The sequence below is a fragment of the Rhodococcus opacus B4 genome, from assembly GCF_000010805.1.
GTDB lineage: Bacteria > Actinomycetota > Actinomycetes > Mycobacteriales > Mycobacteriaceae > Rhodococcus_F > Rhodococcus_F opacus_C.
The window spans coordinates 313622-339164 of sequence record NC_012522.1; the positions used below are offsets into that span (position 1 = coordinate 313622).

Genomic DNA, 25543 nt, shown 5'->3' on the forward strand with positions numbered 1-25543 from the left:
GCGGATGATCGAGTACATCCGAGACGGCGCGGAGATCTACCGCCAGTCCTTCGCCACGATCCGCGCCGAGGCGGATCTCAGTGCCTTTCCCGAGGACGTCTCACAGGCCGTGGTCCGCATGATCCACGCGAGCGGTCAGGTCGATCTCGTGGACGACGTCGCGTTCACCCCCGGCGTCGTGAAGGCCGCCCGCGCGGCGCTGGCGGACGGCGCCCCGATCCTGTGCGACGCGCAGATGGTCGCTGCCGGCGTGACCCGCAAGCGTCTTCCGGCGGACAACGAGGTGATCTGCACCCTGCGTGACCCCCGGGTTCCGGTGCTGGCGGAGCAGATCGGGAACACCCGCTCGGCGGCCGCGCTCGAATTGTGGGGCGGCAAACTGGAGGGCGCCGTCGTCGCGATCGGCAACGCCCCGACCGCCCTGTTCTACCTGCTGGACATGATCGAATCCGGTGCACCCCGGCCTGCCGCGATCGTGGGCGGCCCGGTCGGGTTCATCGGTGCGGCGGAGTCGAAGGAAGCGTTGATCGAGCACCCGAGCGGACTCGACTATCTGGTGGTCCGCGGCCGCCGCGGTGGCAGTGCCATCACGGCTGCGGCGCTGAATGCGATTGCGAGCGAAGTCGAATGAGTTCCGAAGAGCGGTCGACCGGCAAGCTGTGGGGCGTCGGCATCGGTCCGGGCGACCCGGAACTGGTGACGGTCAAGGCCGCGCGGATCATCACCGAGGCCGACGTGGTGGCGTTCCACAGCGCCCGGCACGGCAAGAGCATCTCCCGCGCGGTCGCGGCGCCGTACCTGCGTGACGGCCAGATCGAGGAGCACCTCGTCTACCCGGTCACCACCGAGACCGTCGACCACCCGGGCGGATACCAGGGGGCGATGGACGAGTTCTACGAGGAAGCGTCGCAGCGGCTCGCCGCGCACCTCGAGGCCGGGCGCTCGGTGGCGCTCCTCGCGGCCGGCGATCCGCTGTTTTACAGCTCCTACATGCACATGCACAAGCGGCTGGCGCAGCGCTTCGAGGCGGAGGTCATTCCCGGGGTGACGTCGATCAGCGCCGCCTCGGCCGCGCTGGCGATGCCGCTCGTCGAGGGCGAGGAAATCCTCACCGTCCTGCCCGGAACCCTGCCGCGCGGTGAGCTGACGCGGCGCCTGCGCGAGACCGACGCCGCCGCCATCCTGAAACTCGGACGCACCTACCCGGCCGTGCGGCAGGCGTTGAAGGATTCCGGTCGCATCGACGAGACGTGGTACGTCGAGCGGGCCAGCACGACCCGGCAGAAGATCGACCACGCGGACGACGTGTCGGACAGCGACGTCCCCTACTTCTCGATCGCCATCGTGCCCAGTCCGTCGAACGCCCGGCGCGAGGACGCGCCGCCGCAGGGCGAACTCGTCGTCGTCGGCCTCGGCCCCGGCGATCAGTCCTGGACGACCCCGGAAGTACAGCACGAACTGTCTCTCGCCACCGACCTCGTCGGCTACGGGCCGTACATCGACCGGGTCCCCGAGCGTCCGGGCCAGCGTCGGCACTCCAGCGACAACCGGGTCGAGGCCGAACGGGCCGCGATGGCGCTCGACCTCGCGAAGAACGGGGCCCGCGTCGCCGTCGTGTCCTCGGGCGACCCGGGCGTGTTCGCGATGGCCGCCGCCGTGCTGGAAGTGGCCGCCGAGGAGCAGTGGCGGGGCGTGCCCGTCCGCGTACTGCCCGGCATGACCGCCGCGAACGCCGTGGCGAGCCGGGTCGGGGCACCCCTCGGGCACGACTACGCCGTGCTGTCGCTGTCCGATCGGCTCAAGCCGTGGGACGTTGTGGCGCAGCGTATTTCGGCGGTCGCGAGCGCCGACATGGCCTTCGCCGTCTACAACCCGGCGTCGAAGTCGCGCACCTGGCAGGTCGCCGCGATGCGCGACCTCGTTCTCGAGCACCGCTCCCCCGACACCCCGGTGATCATCGGCCGGGATGTGGCGGGCCCGCAGGAGTCGGTGCGGGTCGTGCGGCTCGCGGACCTCGACCCGGCCGAGATCGACATGCGCTGCCTGCTCATCGTGGGCTCCTCCATGACGACCGTCGTCGAGAACGAACACGGGACCAGGGTCTTCACACCCCGGCGCTATCCGGGCTGAGCACCCGGGGCAGCCCTCAGTCCACGCTGCCGGAGCGGAGTTCGGTCACCGCGATCCGGGCGGCGTGGCCGATCGCGGCATCGACCACCGGGAGCACCGGGTCCGTCCGCGCGGCGCGGGTGAAGACCGCGACGGCAACGGGAATCTCACCGGGAAACGTCACCACGGCCACCTCGTTACGGATGGCGCCGATGGTGCCGGTCTTCCCGGCGACATCCACCCCCGAGTGCGGAAACCCGGAACGGATGCGGTGCTGCCAGATCTGCGCGGACATAACCTGCCGGACGAACCCGCCCTGCGCCCCGGGCACCGCCCGTCCGGCCCAGATCGCGTCGAGAAGCGACGTCATCTCCCGCGGGGTCGTCGCGCTCGCATACGACGGGTCGTACGCGGACACCGTCCACGCCTCGTCGTTGTCGGCCAGCGCCGCGAATGCTTCGGCGGTGGTGTGCGCATGGGCGTCGATGACCAGTCTGTGGTGCGCATCCGCTGTGCCGCCGATGATCCGCGTGTTCGTCAGGCCCAGATCCGACAGTGCCCGCTCGACGCTCTCGAGTCCCACCTGCCCGAGAACCAAATCGGCGGCCGCGTTGTCGGATACGGTCATCATCGACAGCGCCAGGTCCCGCCAGCTCAGCACCACCGGGTCACGGAACGTCGACACTCCGGTCGGCCCCGGAGTGCAGTCGGCCGGATTGACCCGGACGGTGGCGGTCGGCGACAGCTCGCCGGATTCGAAAGCGCGGCACAGAGCTACGAGCAGCGGAAGCTTGTAGACGGACGCGAGCACGACGAGGTCGTCCGCGCCGACCCCGACCTCGCCGGCCGGGGTTCCGACGCGGCGGGCGTGCAACCATCCGGTGCACCCGGCGTCGGCGAAGACGTCACGGATCCGCTTCTCCGCCGATGTCATCGATCGGCCCTGATCAGCACCCGGTCGAGGGCAGCGGCAGACGATGCGACGTCTGCCCCGGATCGCCAGACGATGCGCACGCGCAGAGACAGGTCTTCGCGCAGCAGATCGACCCACGCCACACCGGGCATCACCGTGGGCGGCGTCGCCGTCACTCCGAAATGCCCGCCGGCCGACACACGCGTGAGGAGTTCCCGCTGCCCCGAGGCGATCACAATGTCCGGGTCCAGACCCCGCACCCGCCACAGGTCGACGAACAGGTCGTGGGCCGGCGGATTGTCCGAGCGCGGGCCGGTGGCCAGCGTCAGCCCGCGCAGCATCCGGACCTGCGCCTTCTTCGCGGCTGACACCGGATGGTCGTCGGGCACCACCACCCACCGCCGGAGCTTGATCACCGGTCCGCTGCCGAGACCGGTCAGCAGTGCCGGATGCTCGACCACGGCGACGTCTAGACTGCCCGCGCGGACCGCGTCCACGAGTTCGGTGGTGGACGCCGTCGTGGTCACCACCCGGGTCTCGTGCGCCTCGTCCGCGTCCCTCAACGCGCGGACACACCGCACCACTACCCCGTCGGCCACCGAGTGCGGGACACCCCAGCGCACCACCGCATCCCGACCGCCCGCGATGCGCTGCGCCTCGTCCTCGAATCTCGCCGCATCGGCGACGAGAAGCCGCGCACGCGGGAGCAATTGGCGTCCGGCGTCGGTGAGTCCCACGCCGCGGGCGCTGCGCTGAATCAGCTCGGTGCCGAGTCGCTGTTCGAGCCGCCGAACGCCCTGCGACAGCGGCGGCTGCGTCATGCCGAGTCTCGACGCGGCATTGCCGAAGTGTCCCTCTTCCGCAACGGCGACAAAGAAACTCAGGTGGCGCAGCAGATCCATGCCGACCATTGAACCAGTTCCGAGCGCCCACCTCGGCCGAGGCCGTCAGTTCGCACCCACAAAACATCGCGCCGACCTGGGGCTATAGCACACCCGACTCGCCACGGCGGCCGAGTCGTCTTTGCGCTATGGGCAGGGGCACCCCACATTGGGATCCATGCTCACACATCGAAATCACCCGAAGCCCAGGCGTACCGGTCGCCGCGGTGTCGTTGCACTCGCACTGGCTCTGCCGTTGCTGGCCGGTGCGTGCACGGCCACGGCGGAGCAAACCCTGCCCGCGACCTCGGAGTCGACGGCGCCAGATCACGAGTCGCTCGACGCGAAGATCGAGGCGCTGGAGGCGCAGTACGCCACGCGGATCGGCGTGACGGCCGTCGATCCCCAGACCGGCGCGGTCTACAGCCACCGGGGCGACGAACGATTTGCCATGTGCTCGACGTTCAAGGCCTACGCGTCCGCCGCGGTCCTGCGCAAGATCGAGGACGGGTCGACGTCCCTCGACAAGACGGTGATGATCGAACCCGCCGACCTCGTCGAGAACTCGCCGGTCACCGCCGCAGCGGTGGGCACCCCGATGACATTGGGGCAGATCGCCGAAGCGGCGCTGACACAGAGCGACAACACCGCCGGAAACTACCTGCTCCGCGAGATCGGGGGGCCGCAGGCGATCACCGCACTCGCCCGCGACGTCGGCGACGCGAGCACCCGACTGGACCGGTGGGAGACCGAACTCAACACCGCCTTCCGCGGCGATCCCCGGGACACGACGACACCGACCGGCCTGGCCCATGGCTTCCGGGCGCTGCTCCTCGGCGATGCTCTCGACGCGGCGAGCCGCGGTCAGCTTCTCGACTGGATGCGGGCGAGCAAGACCTCGGACAAGCGGATGCGCGCCGGGCTGCCGCCCGGATGGACCGCCGCGGACAAGACCGGTGGCGGCGGCTTCGGGACCGCCAACGACGCCGGCGTCGCCTGGAGCCCGGACGGCTCCCCCATCGTCCTCGCCGTCCTCACCGACAGCCTCACGAATCAGGAAGACGCGCAGGGAAACAGCCAGGCGATCGCCGACACCACCACCGCCGTCATCGCGGGTTTGACTGCGCCGTGAGCCAACGGTGCAGCGACACCGCCAGTACGACGGGAGCGTCGAACTGGATCAGGTGCCCGGCACCGTCGATGACCTCGAGTGTCGCACCGGGGATGAGGCGCGCCAGTTCCTCGCCCCGGTCGACGGGGATCCAGGCATCGTCCCTGCCCCACACGACCGCGACGGGAAGGTCGATCGACGTGTACCGGTCCTGGATCTCGTCGGTGTACCGCTCGTCGGCCTGGGCGATCTGCCGGTAGAACGCGACCTGCCCCTGCTCCGACAGCCACGGCGCGGTCAGCACGGCCATCTGAGCCGGAGTCAGGCCGCGATGGGACGCGCCCGCGATGTACGCCTCGAGGGCGCCACGATGCACGGATGTCGGTTGCGCCGCGAAGACGTCGGCGTTGCCCGCGACGAGCCGGAAGTAGTCGGATCCCCAAGGCCGCAGCGCCACCACGTCGACCAGGGCCAGCGAGGCATACCGCGCGTCGTGCACGAGATGGGCGCGGAGCGAGACCGCGCCCCCGTAGTCGTGCGCGACGACATGGGGTGCGTCGAGGTTCCAATGCCGGAGGAGGTCGGCGAGCAGTTCGCCCTGGACGCCGAGGTCGACGTCGTGGGCGCCGTCTTTCGACGACTGTCCGTACCCGGGCATGTCCCACAGGTAGACCGAGAACTCGGCGGCGAGTGCATGCGCGAACGGCCACCACAGCTGCGAAGACCACGGCGTCCCGTGGCACATCACCACCGCGGGGCCGTTCCCGAACCTGTCCCACGCCACCGACCTGCCGCGCCATTCGAAGGTCCGCGAAAGCTCCACACCCGAAGTGTGCCATCTCCGCAGGTGAGTGGCACGGTGTGCTGATGCACACCGTGCCACTCACCTGCGGTTACTGAAGGAGGCCGGTTTCCAGGACCGAATGGCCCCCGTCGACCTCATGACGGCAATTCGCCGGGCGCAGAGACCTTCCCGCCTTCGCGACGCGCCGTCCGGCCACGGTCAGCATCGGACGCGGAATTCCGATGCCCATCACCGGCACGCCTGTCACATGTCCCTCTCGGTAGAGGTAATTCGACGCATCGGCCACTTCGTCGCGGGTCAAGGGCGACGGCGCCCAGCCGACGGTCTCACCGATGGCGTCGGCGTCCAGAATCGGACTCCGATATCCTTCCGTGACCTTCGCGAGAAGCCAACGCAGAACAGCGTCACGAACCGCCCATTGACGATCGGTAGCTGCATTCACATTTCAGTCCTCCGGTAGATGGCGTTGATGCCTGCATGCACCATAGCCATCGGCAGGGAATAAGCAAGTTCGTGAGCATTACTGCGGTTCTTGGGATCTCACGAAATGCCACCCCGTCGATACCGAAGTGGACTTATCCGTTTTCGTGGGTATGGTCGGGATCAGTTCGTGGTTGCCACTCTCGAAGATGGAGCGACAATGGCTGACAGATCCGCCGCCAAGAGTTCGAAACAGTCCGCACGCGCCCTGAAAGAGCGCCGGGCGGAGAAGCGGGCGAAAGCCCAGGCTTCGACGGAAATCATCCGAAAGAGGAAGGGCTGAAGTCACGTTGATGGTTCAGGGCAGACTACTCCGAAGGTCGGCCCTGCTCAGATCGGGGCGCGGCACCTGACCTACGGCTTGCTCAGCTGGCGATGAAGGGCACAACTGTCTTAGAGCGTGTCTCATGTGGGGAGCTTCTTGAAGCAGGTGAGTGCGGCGGCGAGGTGAAGGAAGCCGGCGAAGTGTTCGCCGTGGCGCTCGTAGCGGATGGTCATGCGCCGGTAGCCGGTGAGCCAGGCGATGGTGCGTTCGATCTTCCATCGGTACCGGCCGAGGCGATCGTTTCGCTCGATGCCGCGGCGGGCGATCCGCGGGACGATGCCTCGTTCGCGCAGCCACCGTCGGTGAATGTCGTAGTCGTAGCCCTTGTCGGCGCGAAGCTTTCGCGGCTTGCGTCGGCGTGGTCCGCGCCGAGACTTCACGCCCGGAATCGCTGCCACCAATGGTTGCAGCATCGTGCTGTCATGGGTGTTCGCCCCGGTCACGCCCACGACCAGTGGGATTCCATTCGTTTCGGACAGGACGTGGATCTTCGAGCCCTTCTTACCGCGGTCGACCGGGCTGGGACCCGTCAGTGAGCCCCCCTTTTCGCCCGCACGCTTGCCGCGTCCAGGATCGCTGCCGTCCAGTCGAGTTCGCCCGCGCTACCGAGTCGATCGAGCACCTCGCGATGGAGTTTCTCGAACACCCCATCCCGCACCCAGGCACTGAACCGTCGATGCGCGGTCGGCACGGTTACCCCGAACGAGGGCGGCAGGTGCCGCCACGCACATCCGCTGGTGAGCACGTACACGATCGCGGTGAACACCGCCCGGTCATCGGCCGGCGCACTGCCACCTCCCTGCGGCCGGGCGACAAAAGGAGGAATCAACGGTTCGACTATCTCCCACAACGCATCCGGAACCAACCTCAGTGACAACTCATCTACCACGCGTCACATTATGTCCCACAGGTCACTTCATCCACATGAGACACCCTCTTAATAGTCTGTACTGGTGATAATGCGATTGCCTTTCCTTTCCAGAATCTGCACTCCGGTCAGGTGCACACCGATCGGATACGAATTGACGTCCTCTCGGCCGTGAACGACCGAGATTCCCCCCCGGGACTCGCGTCTCGAGGTTCCTGTTTCACCGACAGTTGCCTCCCCACACCTTAGGTGCGGGGCGGTCTCACACCATCTCCGCAGGCTGCCACCGCCAGTCCGACGGCCAAAATATTCCTCGCCGCATTCACATCGCGGTCATGGACGACGCCGCACCGGCACGTCCACTCCCGCACCTTCAGCGGCATCGCCGAGACGACCTCCCCGCACACCGAGCAGGTCTTCGACGACGGATGAAACCGGTCGATCGCCACCACCCGCCCGTACCAGTCGGCCTTGTACTCGAGCATCGACCGGAACTCGGACCACCCCGCATCCGAGATCGCCCGAGACAACGACCGATTCTTCACCATGTTCCGCACACTCAGATCCTCGATGGCGATCACTTGATTTTCGCGCACCAGCCGAGTGGAAAGTGTGTGCAGATAATCGCGGCGCCGATCCGCGATCCGACCATGAATCTTCGCGACCTTCAGCCGGGCCTTGGCCCGGTTACGGGATCCCTTCTGCTTCCTGGCGAGCACCCGCTGCGCCTTCGCCAACCGCTCACGGTCCCTGCGCTCGTGACGCGGGTTGGGAATCTTCTCCCCCGTCGACAGGGTGTAGAGGCTCGTGATCCCGGCGTCGAGCCCGACCACCCGATCAGTCCGATCGAGTTCGGGAATCGTGTCCTCGACGAGGATCGAGATGTGATACTCGCCGCGAGCGTTACGGGACACCGTCACCTGCGACGGTGTCGCCCCCTCCGGCAGCGGCCTCGACCACCGAATGTCCAGCGGTTCGGACTGCTTCGCCAACCGGATCTGCCCGCCGCGGAAGGTGAGGCAGTTCGAGAAGTAGGTCGCCGAATCCTTCGACCGCCCCTTCCTCTTGAATTGCGGGTAGCGGGCCTGTATGCGCCAGAACTTGTCGAACGCGCCCTGCAACTGTCGCAGCGACTCCTGCAACGGTCCCTTCGACGGCTCCGCCAACCACGCGGTCTCCGCCTCCCGCTTCCGTCGGGTGAGCATCGTCGAGTTGTCCGCGTAGCTCACCCGCCGTCCCTCCTTCGACCAGGCACGCGAGCGTTCCGCCAACGCCCGATTGTAGACATATCGAGTGCAGCCGAAAGTTCGAGCTAGCTGATCCGCCCGCACCTCAGTCGGATAGAAACGGTACTTGAACGCCCGCTTCACCACCTTCCCCGCCATGACCGAAGACACTAACCCCACGGTCCGACAACACCCGATCGACCATCCCGGACCACAAGGACCGGGATTGCGCCGAAAGACTCACGGATCAAGGACGCTCATGCGGGCTTCGCGTCACTTCCCCCGTCCGCCAATGCTCGTCGGAGCGTTCAACCCAGCGGGTTCATGCCCTGCTTACGCGCAAGAGTCCGGGCTGAGCCTGAAAACGTTCAGAGCCGGTTCGGACCCGGACCTTTTACGGGCGAGTTGGTCTTCGGGGTTGAGCAGAAAGCACGCCTTCATCGACAGGCACCCTCACCCGATGCATCCGGTGAGTTCGTGTTCGAGCCGATCGATTCGCTTGCGCTGATCTTCGAGCTGCACTCGCCACAGCTTCGACACGCGCTGCCAGTCGCGGATCGACGGCATCCGGTCGGCCGGGAGTGTCTCGAACACAATTCCGACGTCGGCCAGGGGTATGCCGAGCCGTTTGGCGACCACGATCAGCGAGATCCGCCGGAGCATGTGGCATTCGTACCGGCGTTGATTCCCGGACCTCCGCGTCGACGAGATCAGCCCGAGCTGCTCGTAATAGTGAAGCGCCGAGACAGACTGCTGCCCAACGCCATCGGCGAACTCGGTCGCGAATCGCTGTACGCGTGGAGCGCGACCGTCTTCATTGTGGCGTCGGTGATCTCGTCGATGACCGTGAGCCGTCTCCTCGCGCACCGCGGGGCGCTCGGCGCGTAGCTGTTCGCCCTGGCGCCGTTCTTCGCCGGCGCGATGATCTGCGCGATCGGCCCGTCGATGGAGGTCCTCCTCGTCGGACGTGCTGTTCAGGGACTCGGCGGGGGCCTGCTCGCCGGCCTGAATTACGCCGTACTGCGTGAAGCGCTGCCGGAACACCTGTGGGCTCGGGCGACCGCATTGGTCTCGGCGATGTGGGGCGTGGGAACTCTCGCCGGACCGGCGATCGGCGGCCTGTTCGCCCAACTCGGCCAGTGGCGACTCGCGTTCGTCGCGCTGGCGGTGGTCGCCGCCGCCATTGCGGTGATCGCGCCCCGCGCGTTGCCGCGCACTGGGCGTGTGCGCGGGGGGCGAACCCGTCCCGGCCACGTCACTCGCTCTGCTCACCCTGGCGACGATCGCGATCAGTGTGGCGGGGATCCTCGGCAACCGCACCCACATGCTGATCCTGATCGCAGTGGGAGTCGTCTTCGTCGTTCTGTTCCTGGCCTGGGAGCGGCGATCACCGCGCCGGGTGCTGCCGCGGTCGACGTACCGCCGGGGGTCGTCCCTGAAGTGGATCTACCTCACCATCGCGGTCCTCGCGTCCGGAACCGTGTCCGAGGCCTTCACACCGCTGTTCGGTCAACGGCTCGCCGGATTGGCGCCGTTCGCCGCGGGGTTCCTCGGCGCCATGATGTCGGTCGGCTGGTCGGTGACCATGATCTTCAGTTCCGACATCTCCCGACCGCGGGCAAAGACGGCGGCCATGCTCACCGGACCGCTCGTCCTCGCCGCCGGCTTGCTCCTCACGGCGGCGCTCTGGCGCGACGACGCCGGACTCGCCGTGGTGATTCTGTGGGCCGGCGTGCTGGCCGCCGCAGGTGCGGGCATCGGACTCGCCTTCCCGCACCTGATGGTCGCCGCCATGCAGAGCACCGACGACGCGCAGGAGGGCGCCAAGGCGGCGGCCGGGCTCAACACGGTCGAGTTGATCGCGATGGCTGTCGGGTCCGCGGTCGCCGGTGTGCTGGTCAATCTCGGCGCACCCTCGACCCTCGCCTCCGCGAGACTGCTCTTCCTCGGTCTCGGCGTCATCGCAACGGTCGGCGTGTTCACCGCGTATCGCGCGACCCGGGAGCCCGCCGGTCGGCGCTAGGCCCGCGACGCGAAGTGGTCCGCGCGACGGAGAATGTCGTGGGCACGGGCGAGCTGCGGCGGATGCCCGCCGTGCGTGACGCGGCTACCGTCCGACCCCAGTCGCTCGATCGTCGACTCGGCCCAGGAGATGTCGTCCGAGTCGGGTGCCAACGCGGTGTTGATCACGGGTACCTGCTCGTTCGCCAGGGTCAGCTTCCCGGTCATCCCCATCTCGCGGGCAAGCCGAGCGTCGTCCCGCACGCTCTCGGCGCCGTGCGCCAGCGTCGGCCCGTCGATCGGGGCCGCGATCCGGGCCGCCCGGCTGGCATTGACGAGCCGGGACCGGGCGTATGCCAACGCCATCGGGGTTCGTCCGGCGCCGGTGTCGCGGCAATAGTCGCCGATCCCGAACGCGAGCCTCGCGACGGGAGCGGTGCGAGCGATGTCGTCCACGGCCACGACGGCCTCGGCCGATTCGATGAGAGCAACCACCGGGACACCTGGGATGTCGGCGGCCGAGTCCCGCACCTGCTCGGGCGCTTCGGTTTTCGAGAGCATCAGCCCGCGCAGCCCGGGCAGGCCGCGGATCGCGTCGAGGTCGCGCTGCCAGTGCGGGGTGGTTGCGTCGTTGATCCGCACCCAGCCCGGATTCCGTTCGAGCCACCCCGCGGCGCAACCGCGACCGTCGTCCTTCGCGGCGAACGGCAGGCCGTCCTCGAGGTCGATGACCAGCGCATCGGCGCCGGAGGCCGCCGCCGCGGCGAGAACCTCGTTCCCGACCGCGGGGACCAGAAGCCAGCTTCTCGCCATCGCGACGACGATCTCGCTGCGCTGCGCTGTCACGATGCTCATGCTGTTCTCTCCTCGGCCATACCGAGGAGTCTGCGCGTCACCGCCGGACGGCGCACTCGCCGAAGCGGAGTGCGGCGGACGTGTCCGGGCACCGCTTCGTCAGGTGCGGCGCCGCCCCGTGCGGTCCGCCTCAGAAGTCGAAGCCCCAGGAGGCCGGGTTGAAGACGACGCGGTACCAGACGGCGGTGGCCGAATCGAACGTGCACGGCACGATCACGACGCCCGACGTCTGTTCGAGCGCCGCGGCCTTCCCGCAGAAGTACTCCGCGCCTTCGCCCGACGTCTCGGCACGGTAGACGGGTCCGACGTGCCACGGATCGGCACTTGCGGTACCGGCGCCGACGGTGGCTCCGAGAACGAGGGGTGCGGACAGTATCCCGGCCAATGCTGCGGCACGCCGGGCGGACTTCTTCTGCACGAGAGCTCCTTCGTAGGCGACGACACGACAGTTCTGTGTGGTTAGTTCGCACAAGAAGCGTCGGACGTTACCGCGGTGCCGCGGCCCTCTCCTCGAACACCTCGCTCGACCCGTTCTGCGCGGCGAGCGCGCGAGCGCTGTCCAGGGCCTCCTGGGCGGCCGCCTTCACCGTGGCGGGATCCTCGGCTGTCGTGGGCGTTTCGACCGGCGCGGGCGTCTCGACAGCGTCGGGAGCCTCCGCGAGATCGGGCGTCTCCACGACATCCGGTGTCTCGACAGCATCCGGCGTCTCCACGACCTCCGGTGTCTCGACAGCATCCGGCGTCTCCACGACCTCCGGCGTCTCCACGACGTCCGGTGCAGGTGCCGGGGTGACGGGGGGTACCTCGACGGGCGCTGTGCCGCCCTTCTTCAGATATTGGCCGCACACCGGCCATGCGCCGGGGCCTTGAGTCTTCAGGACGTTTTCGGCGACCCGGATCTGCTCGGCCTCACTGGCTTCCGAGGGGTCACCCTTCCCGCCGTTCGCCTTCCAGGTCTCCGGCGTGAACTGCAGACCGCCATAGAACCCGTTTCCGGTGTCGGTGGTCCAGTCGCCGCCGCTTTCACACTCCGCGACTTCGTCCCAGTCGTGCGGCGCGCCGAGTGCGGTTCCCGCGCCCAGCCCCAGTAGAACGGTGGCGGCCGCGCCGATCAGGGCGATCCAGCCGAAGGTGCGTTTCTCCATGTTGCGAGTGGTCATCTGGCTCAATCCTCTCCGCGCTTGCGGACGCGGCATGCCGGCGACGACTCGTCGATTGCCGGCCAACCCTTTGGGTGCCTCGTCCCGCGCCTCGAAGGTGTCGGGATCACGAACCCGCGTCGGCAGATTTGCAGCGGCGGGCCCCCGAACGTGGCCTCCTCCCGAAATTCACACGGCATGAACAAGGTACGGATGTTCGACTATTGAGAAACGCGAGTGAAAATTGTGCAGTTCTGAGGTTTCGATACCATTTCGAGGCCATGTCGTGACAAATTCGACACCTGTTGAGCGAGCATGCAAATGCTCGATGACGGTGCGGCGAACGGACGCTCCCTTCCGCCGGCGGGCGAGGTCGAGTGATCGACGGCGACAGTGATGCGTGGGTGCCGGCGACCGGGTTTCCGCGGATTCCAACATCTTCGGCTCGAACTGGCCCGTGCGACAATGGACCCCTTGCACACGAACGACTGTGGCGTCCGGAACATGCACGACTGTTCGCGTTCCAGCCACCGGTTGTTTCGGTTCGCGGTCCCACCCGTTCAAACCCGCCACACACGATGTCGCCGACGGAACACGCCGCCGCACCCGGACCCGACTCTTCATCCCCGCACCCCCCTTCCCTCAGGAGAATTCGTGACGCCCCTGTCCCGCCTCGTTTCGGCCGCCGCGCTCGGCACGGTCGCCGTGCTCGCCCTCGCCGCGTGCTCCGAGCCCGCCGCAGCCGATTCCGAACAGGCCGGCGCCGGAACGCTGACGGTGTACACCTCCGAACCGCAGGCCAAGATCGACGCGCTCGTCGCCGCATTCACCGCAGAGACGGGTATCGACGTCGAGGTGTTCCGCGCCGGCACCGGCGACTTGACCGCCCGCATCGAGGCCGAACGCACCACCGGCACGATCGGCGCCGACGTGCTGCTCGCGGCCGACGCCCCGACCTTCGAGGGCTACAAGACCGCGGGGATGCTGCAGCAATACACCCCCGCCGACGTGAACGCACTGAACCCGGACGTCGTCGATCCCGACGGCTACTACGTCGGCACCCGCATCATCCCGACCGTGATCGCCTACAACACCGCGGCAGTCGACGCGCCTCCCACGGCGTGGAAGGATCTGGCCGACCCGAAGTACCGCGGCAAGATCACGCTGCCGAATCCGGACGTGTCCGGTGCCGCCGCCTTCAACACCGCGGTGTGGCTCAGCACGCCCGAACTCGGCGAGGGCTGGCTCGAGGCCCTGGCCGCCAACGATCCGGTGGTCGCCGAGAGCAACGGACCGGTCGGGCAGGCCGTCGCGGCCGGAACGCAGCCGGTGGGCATCGTCGTCGACTACCTGGTGCGGGAACTGGCGGCGAAGGGATCGCCGATCGCGCTCACGTATCCCACGGACGGCATTCCGTACATCTCGCAGCCGGCCGGCATCTTCACCGATTCGGACGATGCCGAGGCTGCCCGCAAGTTCGTCGACTTCCTCGTGAGCAAGCAGGGGCAGGAACTCGCCGTCGAGCAGCAGTACCTGCCGGTGCGCGGCGACGTCGGTACCCCGGACGGGGCACCGGCACTGTCCGACCTGGCGTTGCTCACCCCGGATCTGCAGGAGATCACGAAGATCCAGGACGACGCGGTCCGGAAGTTCAATGGTCTCGTCGGTTAGGACCGTTTCCTCCAACGCTGCCCGGGCCCTGCCCGGGCAGCGGTTCGATCCCGTCGGTGCCGTGCGGGTGGCGCTGTGGTTGTTCGCCGCCGCGGTGATAGTCGCGCCGCTCGCCACCGTCGTGTCACTCGGGTTCGGCGGCAACCACATTGCGCAACTGATCGACGGCGGCATCGCAGGCGCCGCGACCCACAGCGCGGTCTCGGCCGGCCTGTCGGCGGTGTTCGCGGTCGCCCTCGCTACCGTGATGGCGTTACTGCTCGACCGCACGGATCTGCCCGGCCGCGGCATTCTGCGCCTGATCCTGTTGTCGCCGTTGCTGATCCCACCGTTCGTCGGGGCTATCGCGTGGACCGGACTTCTCGGCCCGAGCGGCCTCGTGAACCGATTCTGGGCGGAGCGGTTCGGTGGTCCGCTGTGGAACATCTACGGCGGTGACGGCGTCGTCTTCCTGCTCACGGTGCATTCGTACCCGCTGGCGTACCTGATCATCGCGGCGGCGCTGCGGAAGGTGCCGGGTGACCTCGAGCAGATCGCTCGGATCGGGGGCGCCTCCCCGTGGCGCGCGATGCGCACCGTGACGCTGCCGCTGTTGCGTCCCGCACTGCTCGCCGCGTTCACCCTCACCGCGGTGTCGAATCTGGCCGACTTCGGGATTCCCGCACTGATCGGCCTGCCGGAGCGTTACGTCACGTTGTCGACGATGGTGTACCGCTACATCCAGTCCGGCACGGTGGACCGGCCGCTCGAAGTGGTCTCCACCATCGGGGTCGTGCTGCTGTTGCTCGCCGTCCTCGCGGTGTTCGTCGATCGGCGACTGTCGCGGCGCAGCAGGCAACTCGACGGTCCGGTCACCGCCCCGCAGCCGTTGCCGCTCGGCGGTGGCCGCATCCCGGTCGGCACGCTCGCCTGGACCGTCGGTCTCGCGCTGACGGGGCTTCCGATCTTCGCGCTCGCCTCCCAGGCGCTGCTGCCCGCCCCGGGCGTCCCGCTGGCCTGGGACAACCTGACGCTCGAAAGCATCGCGGCAGCCGTGACCGCACCGGGCACCGTAGTCGGCGTGCAGAACTCGCTCCTGCTCGCCGTCGGCGCGGGAATCGTGTGCGCTGTCGCGGGCCTCGTGCTCGGGGTGCTCACCACCCGCACCCGGTCGCGGGACAACGCGAGCCTCGATCTGCTGGCGATGCTGCCGCAGGCCGTACCCGGGCTGGTCATCGCGGTGGGCTGGCTGATCGTCGGCCGCTATACGGGTCTGTTCGACACCCGTTGGGTGATCCTGTGCGCCTACGTCACCGCGTTCCTGGCGATCGTCGTGCAGGCGGTGCGTGCGCCGTTGTCCACCACCCCCGCGTCGCTGGAGGAGGCAGCACGCGCATCCGGCGCGTCGCGCCTGCGGACATTGCGGGACGTGCCGGTGGCGATGACGGTGCCCGCCGCGGCGACCGGCGGTGTGCTGGTGGCGTTGACCGCGGTACGCGAGCTGACCATGTCGGTGCTGCTCGTCGCACCCGGAACCCAGACGCTCGGGGTCTCCATCTTCAACCTGCAGCAGGCCGGCGACTACAACGCCGCATCCGCCCTGTCCCTGCTCGTCACGATCGTCGGCATCGCCGGTCTCGGCCTGTTCGCCGGCACCCGCGCCGGGCGCTGACCCACTCCACAGATCGGAATCCTCTTCATGTCCGCGATCACCCTCACCGGTGTCGACCTCCACTACCCCGACGGCACCACGGGACTGTCCGGCGTCGACCTGGACGTACGCGACGGCGAGTTCGTCGCGCTGGTCGGACCGTCGGGTTCCGGTAAGACCACCCTGCTCCGCACAGTCGCCGGGTTCCTCGCCCCCACCGCGGGACTCGTGCGGCTGGGTGACGAGGTCGTTGCCGACGGCACCCGTGCCGTGCCGCCCGACAAGCGCGGACTGGGAATGGTGTTCCAGCAGCATGCGATCTGGCCGCACCGCAGCGTCGGGCGCAACGTCGCCTATCCCCTCGAGGTCGCCAAGGTGCCGCGCGCCCGCCGCGCCGAGCGGGTCGCCGACGTGCTCGACCTGGTGGGGCTACCCGGGTTGGCCAAACGTGATCCGGCGACGCTGTCCGGTGGGCAGCGCCAGCGCGTCGCTCTCGCCCGGGCGCTGGTGGCGCAACCCCGCGCGCTGCTGCTCGACGAGGCACTGTCCGCACTGGACGAACCGCTGCGCGATCGGTTGCGTCTCGAACTGCGCACCCTCACCCGCGCGCAGAACCTGACGGTCGTGCACGTCACGCACGATCGTGCCGAGGCCCTCGCCCTCGCCGACCGGGTCGTCGTGCTCGACAGCGGGCGAATTCAACAGGTCGGCACACCGGAGGAACTCGTGCAGCGGCCGCGTTCAGCCTTCGTCGCGAAGTTCCTCTCGGACGCGAGTCTGCTGCCCGGCACCGTGTCCGAGCATGGCTTCTCGAGCACCGACGGCGGCGTGCACGTGAGCCGGGACCGGCTGGCGGACAGATCATCCGGAACCGGTATCCTCGCCGTGCTGCCCTCCGACATCGAGGTCACGTCGACGGAGAGCGCGGGTACCGCCCGGGGGATCGTGATGTCGTCACTGTTCGGGCGCGACGCAAGCGACGTCGTGGTGTCCTGCCGCGGGGCGAAATTCCGGTGCGCGGTCCGCGGAACCCGGCCGGCTGTCGGCGACCGCGTCGGGCTGACGATCCGCCGAGCCCTGTTCTACCCGGCCCCGTCGAAGACCGCGCCGCCCGCTCACGGCGCCGCGACGCTCGCCGGCGCGCCGCGCTGAGCGTAGCCCGACGGACCCGGGCGTCACCTCCCCGTCTCTCCCGGACTGCGAGTCCCGCCGTCTCGCTGCCGTGCCCTCGGACGACCGATCGTGGGTGCGAGCCGCCACAATCCGGCGGCGGCGAGCACGTGCCACAGTGCGTGGCCGGGCAGGAGACAATCCGGGCGGCAGATCGATGTCCGGTCGCCCACGGCGCCGAGCAGCGCGCCGGACGCGACAAGCACTGCCGCGACGATCGTCGTGCGCCGCAACTCCGGTCGCACGCGGGCGCGTTCCAGGCAGAGTCCGACCGCGACGGCGGCGAGCAGTGCCTGCACGATCGTCGACGCCGTCGGGCCGGCGGCCACGACAGGAATCATCAGGAGCGGAACTACGAGCCACCACCCCGGCGACATCCGGCGGCCGAACCGATCGGATGCGGCGTCGACGGCGATGTAGGCGAGCACCGTCGCGATCGGGATGTCGTGCGCGTAGCCCTGCCACGGCGGGTCGGGCCCGTGCTGGATCAGCGACCCGACACCGACCGCGACGACGAGCAAGCCGTAGGTGACGGTCGGCGCGTCACGCCGGCGACCCGCGACGACGGCGAGGCCGGCAACCACGAAGGCCAGGCTGGTGACGGCGGCGGCCTGCTGCCCGATGCCTCCCATACTCCGAGGTTTCCAAAGCCGCCGCCGCACCGCAATCACGATCGGACGGTACGAAACCTTCCGGTCGGACTTTTTCTGTGGCATCGTAACGATCCATGGGGGACACAGCAGTCGACGCCGTCGCCATCTACCACGCAACCGCAGCGAACCGACGGGGCACGCCCTGGGTGGCGCTGGACTACGACGTCGAGCCCGGATCGCGGCATACGTTGCTGCAGAACCTGGCTGGGCGCGGGTGGCGGAACCCGAGCCCCGCCTTCGACGGCGTCGACGACCTGCCGTCGGCTGTGCTGTCGCTGCACTCGGCCGATGGACGCACCCTGTTGATCGAGGACGGCACGGACGTCCTCTTCGAGGGTGTCGTCGTGCCTCCGCACGGGTGGCTCGAACACGTTCGCATGCTCGGCGCGGTCGGCGTGATCGCCGGGGCAGGTATCACGGCCGCACCCGACTGGCAGCGACAACTCCCCCGCCTGGCCCGCGAGAGCGAACTTCTCGGGTCGACCGCCACGGTCACGTTCAGCAGCGCCTTCGGCCGGGAGGACTTCCACGCGTTCGCATACGAGGTGGTCTCGGCGTTGCGGCCGGCACTGCCTGCGGAGGCGCTGCACGATGCGGGCTTCGCACTCGAGGACGACCGGCCCCACCGCGCGGTCCTCGAGGTCCTCGACAGCGCGGTGCAGCACCGGGTCGCGGTTCCCGCCCGCATCGTCGACATGCTCGAACGCCGCGCCGTGGACCGCACGTCGTTCGGGTGGCGGGACGCCCGAACGCTGAAGCGTCTCCTGCGGAAGGTGCACACCGACGGCCGCGCGCCTGCCGGACGCTGAACCCGTACCGGCCGCAACACCACGGGCCCGCGTACAGCCATGACGATCGGGACCCCGCTGTGCGAGACTCGAATACGCAGGGACGACAGTGGTACGCCGGACCGACCTGAGCGGAGGCCGTCATGTCCCGATCGGTACCCGGAGACGGGTCGGACGACCCGGGGCACATGGCGTACGCGCGTGTGCGCGCCGGCCAGGTGAATGCGGTTCAGGCGGCCCTCGGGGACCACACGGGACGCCTGGAATGGCCACGAGAACAGATCGAGCACTACCGGACCGCGCGGCTACGGGCCCTGCTCTCGCACGCCCGTGAACGGTCGCCGTTCCACGCCCGGCGACTCCGCGGTCTCGATCCGTCGACGGCCACGGTCGCCGACCTGGCGTCGCTGCCGATGATGACCAAGCAGGACGCGCAGGACGAGTGGGATGCGATCGTCACCACCGGTGACCTCGATCGCGCGCGGGCCGAACGAATTCTGGCCGAGCAGCAATGGTTTTCGTACACCCCGAACGACGAACAGATTTTCAGCTCGGGTGGATCGAGTGGTGTCCGCGGCGTCTACGTGTGGGATTGGCAGTTCTACGTGTCGGCCGCGTGCCTGGCCTGGCGGGTACAGGCGCGGGAGGAACGGATGGTACCGATGCGGCCTTCGTCGCGTCTCGCCGTGCTGGCCGCCGGCGTTCCCCCGCACGCGAGCACCCCACTGTTCGATGTGCCGACGGCACCGGGGATGGAGACCGTCGTCATCCCGGCAGGTGCACCGTTCGACGAGATCCTCGCCGCGGTGGCCGCCGCCCACCCCACGCACCTGGTCGGTTATGCGTCGGTGATCGGACGGCTCGCCCGGGCCGCCCTGTCCGGGGATCTGCAGGTCCGCCCCGTCCGGGTGAGCACCAACTCCGAGCCACTGCTGGACGAGGATCGGCAGGCCATCGACGAAGCCTGGTCCGTGCCGATCCACAACCTCTGGGGGTCGACCGAGATCGGCGTGCAAGCAGTCGGTTGCGGGCAAGGCGAAGGTCTGCACGTGTGCGAGGACGAGGTGGTGCTCGAACGTGTCGACGCCGGTGGCGCCCCGGTCGCCGCCGATGCGCCCGCAGTCCGAACGCTCGCCACCGGCCTCGCCAACCGGACGTTTCCCTTCATCCGTTACGACCTCGGCGATCAGGTCACGTTGCTGCCCGGCACCTGCCCGTGCGGAAGTGCCTTCGTGCGCGTCGCCGACATCGGTGGGCGGCGCGACGACGATTTCCGATACGGGACGAAAACTGTGCCCGCGAGCACATTTCGTTACGTCCTCGGCGCAGATCCGCGTGTCTCGGAGTACCAGGTCAGGCAGACCGTCGACGGTGCGGAGATCTTCGCGGTCGGCGACCCCGACGTCGCCCGGCTGACCTCTGCTGTCGCCGCGGCGCTGCGCCGGCAGGGATTGTCCGATCCGCAAGTCCGGATCGAGGTCGTCGACCACCTACAGCGTCATCAGGCGAGCGGGAAACTGCAGCGGTTCATCGCACTGCGGTAGCGCGCAGGTGGTTCGTGGCACTCCCCCGGGAGGCCGGCCCGGGCAGGGGTCGCCGATCCTCACCCCAGGGTGCCTGTCGCTGCGGCCGCTCCCGTCCGACGATGGTCGTACACGGTCACCCAGTCGAGGAGCAACGATGACGGACAGTGATTCCGGGGCAGTCACCGAGGACGCCACAGGCGCAGTCTCCGACGGCACGGATCTAATTCGCGTTCACGCCGAGATCGCCCGGCTCGATGCGGAGATTCTGGACGCGGTCAATCGCCGCCTCGTTCTCGCACAGCTCGCCGCTCGAACCCGCGTCGAGTCCGGTGCACCGATGGTCGCGCTCGGCGGGGAGACCGACGTGATCCGCCGCTATCAGGACGAATTGGGCCCCCGGGGTTCGCTGCTGGCGCTGGAACTGCTCCGGCTGGCGCGGCCGCCCTTTTCGTCGACGTACCGAACACGGTAGCCGTACCGACACCCACCTCGGTCGATACCGATCGCGAGAGCAGTGCCCAGCAGTCTTCGCGACGCTGGGCACTGTTCGCTCGTTCGGCGCGATCCGGGAGATGGCAGTCATCGCCCGGGCTCACGAGACGTCCTTCAGGCGTTCACTTCCCGCAACTCGTCCGTGGATCCGGGCTCGCCGGCGGCAGCTTCGTCGTCGACCCGTGCGGTGCGCACGCCATGAGCAATGAGGCGATCGAGCGAGAGTGCACCGCCGCCGAGGAAGATCATCAGGAACAGGGCCCAGCAGAAGATGGCAGAGAGTTCACCGTTGTTCTGGATGGGGAGAGCACCGTCCGGCTGATGGCTCCAGAAGTAGGCGTACGCCATCGAACCCGAGGCGAGGAACGCCGCGATTCGCGTCCCGAGACCGAGGAACAGCGCGGCGCCGCAGACGAGTTGGATCACGGCACCCCACCAGCTCGGCCAGGCACCTACCGCTGCGGTGTGCCCGCTGTGAGGCGCGGTCGGCCACGCGAACAACGTCGAAGTTCCATGGCAGAAGAATAGGAAGCCGATAACCACGCGAAACGCCGCGATGGCATAGTCGACACTGGCGCCGCGAAGGCGTGAGATCCTCTTGTTTGTCACATCGCAGAAGATAAGGCATGCCTGCCCTAAGCGTTGCACCTGCGGGGCGTTTGAGCCCGGCCACGTGGGAAAACTCGGCCAAGTGTGGCAAGCATCACACTCGTGACGCTGAAGTCGCGGCGTTCACCCGTCGCATTCGGCACCGGCAGAGCCACTTCGGGTGCATCGTGTTGTCCATGCGCGATTTCCGATTCTCGTTCAACATCTTCGGCTTCGACTCCCGCGATGCCCTTCTCGATCGATGCCGGCTCGGTGAGAGCGCCGGCTACGACACCGTGTTCGCCGCCGACCATCTCGGCGCCCCGGCTCCGTTCCCCCTGTTGGTGGCGGTCGCCGGCGCCACCGGACTGCGGGTCGGAACTCTGGTGCTCAACGCACCGTTCTGGAACGCCGCCCTGCTCGCTCGCGAGATCGCGACGACGGACGTCCTCACCGACGGAAGACTCGAGGTCGGTCTCGGTGCGGGGCACATGAAGTGGGAGTTCGACGCCGCCGGTGTCGAATGGAAGGCTTTCGGCGGCCGGGTCGAGCAGTTGTCGGAGTTGGTCGACGGGCTGCGCACGTGCTTCACGACGGACTTCGCCGAGCTACCGGAGGACCGCACCGTGCCACGACCGTTGCAGCGTCGAGGATTCGGCGGCTCGGGTCCACCCCTGATCATCGGCGGTACCGGCGACAGGGTGCTGCGGATCGCGGCCGCCCACGCCGACATCGTCGGTGTCGCGGGGACGTTTCAGATTCCGGGCCGGCCCCCGGGCACATTCCGTCTCGCCACCGCGGACGAGGCCGCCGAGCGAATTCGGTTCGTACGGACACACGCCGGTGCGAGAGCCGAGAGGATCGAATGGCATCTACTGGTCCAGTTGGTCGTCGAGACGGACGACCGCCGGGCCGCGGCGAACGAGATCGCCGAGCGGCTCGGCGGCACCATGTCGGTGGACGACGTCCTCGGCACCCCGTACGTCCTCGTGGGAACCGTGGAGGAGATGGCCGGGCAACTCCGGAGCCATCGGGAGCGTTACGGTTTCTCGTACATCACCGTCCACGAGCCGTATCTGGAGGTGTTCGCCCCCGTGATCCGCCGACTCCGCGAACAAAATTGACGGACAACGACTCACGGCGTGTTGATGTACTCCTGGATGGCCTGCGCCGCCCTGGGATTGCCCTGTCCCATACCGACGATCGCACCGGTGATCGCACCGATCGGCGTGCCGATGATGCAGCCGGCGAGACTGCCGGGGAACATCGAGACACATCCGACGCCGAGACCCATGAGCGCGCCTATCGCCGTGCCGGCCGCTCCCCCGTTGGCCCAGCCGACGCCGAGTTCGTTGAGCATGTTCTCGAGGGCCTTCTGCTTGTCGACCTCGTGCCGGCCGGGGATCGCCAGTGCCGGCATTCCCGGGTTCGGTACGACGGGGTCGGCGTGCGCCGTACCCGCTCCGAGTGTCACCGTCGCTGCGACGAGGACCGATGCTGCCGATTTCTTGATCAAGTTCATCGCGATCCCACCCTGCTGAAGAAGGAAAAACCGGTTCCGACTGTAACCTGCGGCTGCATCATCGGTGGCGAAACCGCGGCATCGGAAGAGTACCGCGGTGAGCGCCCATCGGCACGGGCGAAAGCGTTCAATTCACGCGCCGGTTGAACAGTCTTTTCGCCCAGAGGTAACCGAACAGCGCGATGCCGGCGCTCCACCCGACCGCGAGTACTGCGCTACTGCCGACGGGACCGCCCAGCAGCAGTGCGCGGACGGTCTCGATGACAGGGCTGAACGGCTGGTACTCGGCGAACCACCGGAGACCGGCCGGCATCGAGTCGGTGGGAACGAATCCGCTGCCGAGGAACGGCAGCAGTATCAACACCATCGGGAGGTTGCTCGCCGTCTCGACGCTCTTGGACACCAGCCCGAACGCGACGGACAGCCAGGTGAGTGCGAACGCGAACATCGCGAGCACCGCCGTCGCCGCCACCCACTCCCCGATCCCGGCGGTGGGCCGGAACCCGATGAGCACGGCGACACCGACGACCAGCACGAGGCTGATCAGTGTCTGGATCATGCTGCCGATGACGTGCCCGGTCAGCACGGACACCCGTGCGATCGCCATCGTCCGGAACCGGGCGATGATGCCCTCGGTCATGTCGGTGGCGACCGAAATCGCGGTTCCCTGGGCCGCACTGGCCACGGTCATCAACAGAATTCCGGGTGCCACGTAGTCGATATAGGCGCCGCGGCCGCCGGCGGGATCACCGAGACCCGCGCCCAGCGTGCCACCGAAGACGTACACGAAGAGCAGGAGGAGAACTATCGGCATCCCGACGAGGAGCACCGTCACCGACGGGTACCGAATCATGTGCCGGAGGTTGCGTCGCAGCATCGTCGCCGAGTCGCTCAGCGCGTAACCCATGGTCGTCATCGCACGCTCTCTTTCCTGGTTGTGGCGCGCTCGGTGAGCGCGAGGAAGACGTCGTCGAGATCGGGTGTGTGGACGGTCAGGTTCTCGACCTCGATCGACGCGTGGTCGAGGCGGTCGAGCAGCGCGCGCAACGAGTGCACGCTGCCGTCGCCGGGAACCTGCAGGGTGAGCGATTCCTCGTCCCGGGGCGCGTCGCCGAGGAGTCGCGAGGCCGCGTCGAGTTCACGCACCCCGGGCAGCTGCAGGGTGATGTGGCCACCGGGAACGAGCCTCTTCAGCTGTTCGGGTGTTCCCTCCGCGACCAGCCGGCCGCCGTCGAGGAGCGCGATCCGGTCGGCAAGCCGATCTGCTTCCTCCAGGTACTGGGTGGTGAGGAAGATCGTGACCCCGTCGGCGACGAGTTCGCGGATGATCTGCCACATGGCGCGGCGGCTTCGCGGATCGAGGCCGGTCGTCGGCTCGTCGAGGAAGATGATCCGGGGATCGCCGACGAGGGTCATCGCGAGGTCGAGCCTGCGGCGCATGCCACCGGAGTAGCTTCCGGCCGGCTTCGCTCCCGCCTCGACGAGATCGAACCGGGCAAGCAGTTCCGTCGCCCGGGCACGGCCCGCGTCGCGGCGCAGGTGGTGCAGATCAGCCATCAGCATCAGGTTCTCGCGACCTGTGAGGAGATTGTCCACCGCGGAGAACTGGCCGGTCACGCCGATGGTGGAACGAACCGCATCGGGCTCGCGCGTCAGATCGTGACCCGCGATCCGGACGTCGCCACCGTCTGGCGCGACGAGGGTGGACAGAATCTGGACCATGGTGGTCTTGCCGGCGCCGTTCGGCCCGAGGAGCGAAAAGATCGTTCCCTCCCCGATGTCGAGGTCGATGCCGTCGAGGACGAGCTTGTCGCCGTAGGACTTTCGCAGCCCGGTGGTGGTGATCGCGGACCGGGTGGTGATCGATGCTGTCATCACTGTGCCTTTCGACTGGTCGATTCCTGGGTATCAACGCGGCGAATCACGATGTCGCCGAAGCCGGTACGGGCGCGCACGTCGACCTTGTCGTCCGTCGATTCGGGCCGGTCGACGGAGTCCATGTGGTTGTGCACCTTCCCGAAGGACGTGTGCGCGTCGAGACGTGCGGCGGTACCGGAGCGGATGCCGATCTCGATTCGGCCGTGGCCGGTCTCGACCGACGCCGCGCCCCGCGTCACCTGACCGATTCGGATGTCGCCGTTCGCTGTTGCGGCGGCGAGGTCGGCGCGGGCGTCGTCGACGGAGATGTCCCCGTTCGCCGTCTTCACCCGCAGACCGCCGGCGATCGTGCCGATCCAGTTGTCGCCGTTGGAATTCTTGATCACGGCGCTGCCGTCGATCGCACCGGCGCGGAGTTTTCCCGACCCCGTGCTCAGGTCCGCATCTCCCGCGACGTGGTCCACGGTGACGGCGCCGGCACCGGTGTGCACGTCGAGCGGGCCCGTGTCGCCGAGGTGGACGTCGCCCGCCGACGTCTTGACCCGGCATGCACCGAGCCGTCCGGCACCGTGGAATGTCGCCACCGACGCCTCGCCCTCGAACTCGGAGCCGGTCGGCAGCGCGATGGTGACGTCGACGGAGCCGGCCTTGCCGAACAGGCCGAGACCGCGCTGCTTCGGCGCTTTGACCAGCAGTCTTCCCGCGGAATACTCGACGCGGGTCTGCTCGGCGGCGCGAACGTCCGATTCCCGCGAGCCGTCGCTGGGGTGCACGTCCACGACTGTGTCGTCGCGGTCGGTCGCCGTGATCCGCGCGTCGCCGACGACGAGTTCGACCGTGGCCGAGATCGGCGCCGGGGTGCTGAATGTGGGCATGGTTGTCCTCCGGAATGTGGTGGGCGAATGTCGGTGC

General features: G+C 68.3%; 25 protein-coding genes and 2 pseudogenes. 11 read left to right on the plus strand and 16 right to left on the minus strand.

The features are described 5' to 3' along the window. Positions 1-4: 4 nt before the first annotated feature. Together ROP_RS01355 and ROP_RS01360 are read left to right on the plus strand one after the other, a co-directional pair. A complete protein-coding gene (locus tag ROP_RS01355; RefSeq protein ID WP_012687547.1) occupies positions 5-631 on the plus strand; it encodes a precorrin-8X methylmutase in 627 nt (208 codons plus the stop codon). Beyond that, complete coding sequence (locus ROP_RS01360; protein ID WP_012687548.1) at positions 628-2130, plus strand: precorrin-2 C(20)-methyltransferase; 1503 nt, start codon at positions 628-630, stop codon at positions 2128-2130. Before ROP_RS01355 ends, ROP_RS01360 begins: the two co-directional genes overlap by 4 nt. A gap of 16 nt (positions 2131-2146) precedes the next feature. Here the strand turns inward: ROP_RS01360 and ROP_RS01365 are convergent, their stop codons facing one another. Both ROP_RS01365 and ROP_RS01370 read right to left on the minus strand, forming a co-directional pair. Next, entirely contained in the window at positions 2147-3043 is an 897-nt protein-coding gene (locus ROP_RS01365) for a serine hydrolase (RefSeq protein ID WP_012687549.1), read from the minus strand. Then, positions 3040-3933 (minus strand): LysR family transcriptional regulator, encoded by an 894-nt coding sequence (locus ROP_RS01370; RefSeq protein WP_012687550.1) that lies wholly within the window; start codon positions 3931-3933, stop codon positions 3040-3042. The genes ROP_RS01365 and ROP_RS01370 overlap by 4 nt, the downstream gene beginning before the upstream one ends. 148 nt (positions 3934-4081) lie before the next feature. Here ROP_RS01370 and bla point away from each other — a divergent pair, with 148 nt between their 5' ends. Further along, positions 4082-5035: a class A beta-lactamase gene (bla, locus tag ROP_RS01375; RefSeq protein WP_012687551.1), complete on the plus strand. Its 954-nt coding sequence runs from the start codon at positions 4082-4084 to the stop codon at positions 5033-5035. Here the strand turns inward: bla and ROP_RS01380 are convergent. From ROP_RS01380 to soxR, 5 genes and pseudogenes are all read right to left on the minus strand, one after another. After that, the gene (locus ROP_RS01380; protein WP_012687552.1) at positions 5010-5837 is read right to left on the minus strand and encodes an alpha/beta fold hydrolase; all 828 of its coding nucleotides are present in this window, start codon (positions 5835-5837) and stop codon (positions 5010-5012) included. The genes bla and ROP_RS01380 overlap by 26 nt on opposite strands. 70 nt (positions 5838-5907) lie before the next feature. Next, positions 5908-6261 carry a hypothetical protein gene (locus ROP_RS45030; RefSeq protein WP_012687553.1) on the minus strand — a complete coding sequence of 118 codons (354 nt, stop codon included), beginning with the start codon at positions 6259-6261 and terminating at the stop codon, positions 5908-5910. A 443-nt stretch (positions 6262-6704) separates the two neighbouring features. After that, positions 6705-7513 (minus strand): IS5 family transposase gene (locus tag ROP_RS40905; protein ID WP_193384848.1). Its coding sequence is split into 2 segments (ribosomal slippage): positions 6705-7171 and positions 7171-7513, totalling 810 coding nucleotides; the frame shifts between segments, so codons are not numbered across the junction. A 224-nt stretch (positions 7514-7737) separates the two neighbouring features. Then, positions 7738-8877 (minus strand): RNA-guided endonuclease TnpB family protein, encoded by a 1140-nt coding sequence (locus tag ROP_RS01400; protein ID WP_012687556.1) that lies wholly within the window; start codon positions 8875-8877, stop codon positions 7738-7740. A 209-nt stretch (positions 8878-9086) separates the two neighbouring features. Continuing rightward, positions 9087-9432, minus strand: a pseudogene (gene soxR, locus ROP_RS43920) (redox-sensitive transcriptional activator SoxR). 36 nt (positions 9433-9468) lie between these two features. Here soxR and ROP_RS45035 point away from each other — a divergent pair. After that, a pseudogene (locus ROP_RS45035) lies at positions 9469-10741 on the plus strand (MFS transporter); the annotation flags it as partial. Here the strand turns inward: ROP_RS45035 and ROP_RS01415 are convergent. The 3 genes from ROP_RS01415 to ROP_RS01425 all read right to left on the minus strand — a co-directional run bounded on the left by ROP_RS01415 (position 10738) and on the right by ROP_RS01425 (position 12734). Beyond that, entirely contained in the window at positions 10738-11574 is an 837-nt protein-coding gene (locus tag ROP_RS01415; RefSeq protein WP_012687560.1) for an HpcH/HpaI aldolase/citrate lyase family protein, read from the minus strand. The pseudogene ROP_RS45035 and the gene ROP_RS01415 sit on opposite strands and share 4 nt — an antisense overlap. Before the next feature lie 130 nt (positions 11575-11704). Further along, positions 11705-11992, minus strand: coding sequence for a hypothetical protein (locus ROP_RS01420; protein ID WP_012687561.1), 288 nt, complete (start codon positions 11990-11992; stop codon positions 11705-11707). 67 nt (positions 11993-12059) lie between these two features. Next, positions 12060-12734 (minus strand): transglycosylase family protein, encoded by a 675-nt coding sequence (locus tag ROP_RS01425; RefSeq protein ID WP_043824023.1) that lies wholly within the window; start codon positions 12732-12734, stop codon positions 12060-12062. 633 nt (positions 12735-13367) lie between these two features. Here ROP_RS01425 and ROP_RS01430 point away from each other — a divergent pair. The 3 genes from ROP_RS01430 to ROP_RS01440 are packed head-to-tail and all read left to right on the plus strand — an operon-like array spanning position 13368 to position 17166. Then, positions 13368-14384, plus strand: coding sequence for an ABC transporter substrate-binding protein (locus tag ROP_RS01430; protein ID WP_012687563.1), 1017 nt, complete (start codon positions 13368-13370; stop codon positions 14382-14384). Beyond that, the gene (locus tag ROP_RS01435) at positions 14368-16035 is read left to right on the plus strand and encodes an ABC transporter permease (RefSeq protein WP_012687564.1); all 1668 of its coding nucleotides are present in this window, start codon (positions 14368-14370) and stop codon (positions 16033-16035) included. The genes ROP_RS01430 and ROP_RS01435 overlap by 17 nt, the downstream gene beginning before the upstream one ends. A 27-nt stretch (positions 16036-16062) precedes the next feature. Further along, on the plus strand, positions 16063-17166 hold the full coding sequence (locus tag ROP_RS01440) for an ABC transporter ATP-binding protein (protein ID WP_012687565.1): 1104 nt from the start codon (positions 16063-16065) through the stop codon (positions 17164-17166). A 23-nt stretch (positions 17167-17189) separates the two neighbouring features. On the opposite strand, the gene ROP_RS01445 is transcribed toward ROP_RS01440, so the two are convergent. Beyond that, on the minus strand, positions 17190-17816 hold the full coding sequence (locus ROP_RS01445; protein WP_012687566.1) for a hypothetical protein: 627 nt from the start codon (positions 17814-17816) through the stop codon (positions 17190-17192). 95 nt (positions 17817-17911) lie between these two features. Here ROP_RS01445 and ROP_RS01450 point away from each other — a divergent pair, with 95 nt between their 5' ends. The 3 genes from ROP_RS01450 (at position 17912) to ROP_RS01460 (ending at position 20623) form a co-directional block, all read left to right on the plus strand. Further along, positions 17912-18646 (plus strand): hypothetical protein, encoded by a 735-nt coding sequence (locus ROP_RS01450; protein WP_012687567.1) that lies wholly within the window; start codon positions 17912-17914, stop codon positions 18644-18646. 122 nt (positions 18647-18768) lie between these two features. Further along, positions 18769-20169 carry a phenylacetate--CoA ligase family protein gene (locus ROP_RS01455; protein ID WP_012687568.1) on the plus strand — a complete coding sequence of 467 codons (1401 nt, stop codon included), beginning with the start codon at positions 18769-18771 and terminating at the stop codon, positions 20167-20169. A gap of 136 nt (positions 20170-20305) precedes the next feature. Then, positions 20306-20623: a chorismate mutase gene (locus tag ROP_RS01460; protein ID WP_012687569.1), complete on the plus strand. Its 318-nt coding sequence runs from the start codon at positions 20306-20308 to the stop codon at positions 20621-20623. Positions 20624-20757: 134 nt separating this feature from the next. On the opposite strand, the gene ROP_RS01465 is transcribed toward ROP_RS01460, so the two are convergent. Continuing rightward, positions 20758-21252 carry a DoxX family protein gene (locus ROP_RS01465; protein WP_012687570.1) on the minus strand — a complete coding sequence of 165 codons (495 nt, stop codon included), beginning with the start codon at positions 21250-21252 and terminating at the stop codon, positions 20758-20760. Positions 21253-21428: 176 nt separating this feature from the next. Here ROP_RS01465 and ROP_RS01470 point away from each other — a divergent pair, with 176 nt between their 5' ends. Then, positions 21429-22355: an LLM class F420-dependent oxidoreductase gene (locus ROP_RS01470; protein ID WP_043824026.1), complete on the plus strand. Its 927-nt coding sequence runs from the start codon at positions 21429-21431 to the stop codon at positions 22353-22355. Positions 22356-22366: 11 nt separating this feature from the next. Here the strand turns inward: ROP_RS01470 and ROP_RS01475 are convergent, their stop codons facing one another. The 4 genes from ROP_RS01475 to ROP_RS01490 all read right to left on the minus strand — a co-directional run bounded on the left by ROP_RS01475 (position 22367) and on the right by ROP_RS01490 (position 25506). Further along, positions 22367-22753, minus strand: coding sequence for a hypothetical protein (locus ROP_RS01475; RefSeq protein WP_012687572.1), 387 nt, complete (start codon positions 22751-22753; stop codon positions 22367-22369). 127 nt (positions 22754-22880) lie between these two features. Beyond that, complete coding sequence (locus tag ROP_RS01480) at positions 22881-23669, minus strand: ABC transporter permease (RefSeq protein ID WP_012687573.1); 789 nt, start codon at positions 23667-23669, stop codon at positions 22881-22883. Then, entirely contained in the window at positions 23666-24628 is a 963-nt protein-coding gene (locus ROP_RS01485) for a daunorubicin resistance protein DrrA family ABC transporter ATP-binding protein (RefSeq protein WP_043824028.1), read from the minus strand. Before ROP_RS01485 ends, ROP_RS01480 begins: the two co-directional genes overlap by 4 nt. Continuing rightward, the gene (locus ROP_RS01490) at positions 24628-25506 is read right to left on the minus strand and encodes a DUF4097 family beta strand repeat-containing protein (protein ID WP_012687575.1); all 879 of its coding nucleotides are present in this window, start codon (positions 25504-25506) and stop codon (positions 24628-24630) included. Before ROP_RS01490 ends, ROP_RS01485 begins: the two co-directional genes overlap by 1 nt. Positions 25507-25543: the final 37 nt, after the last annotated feature.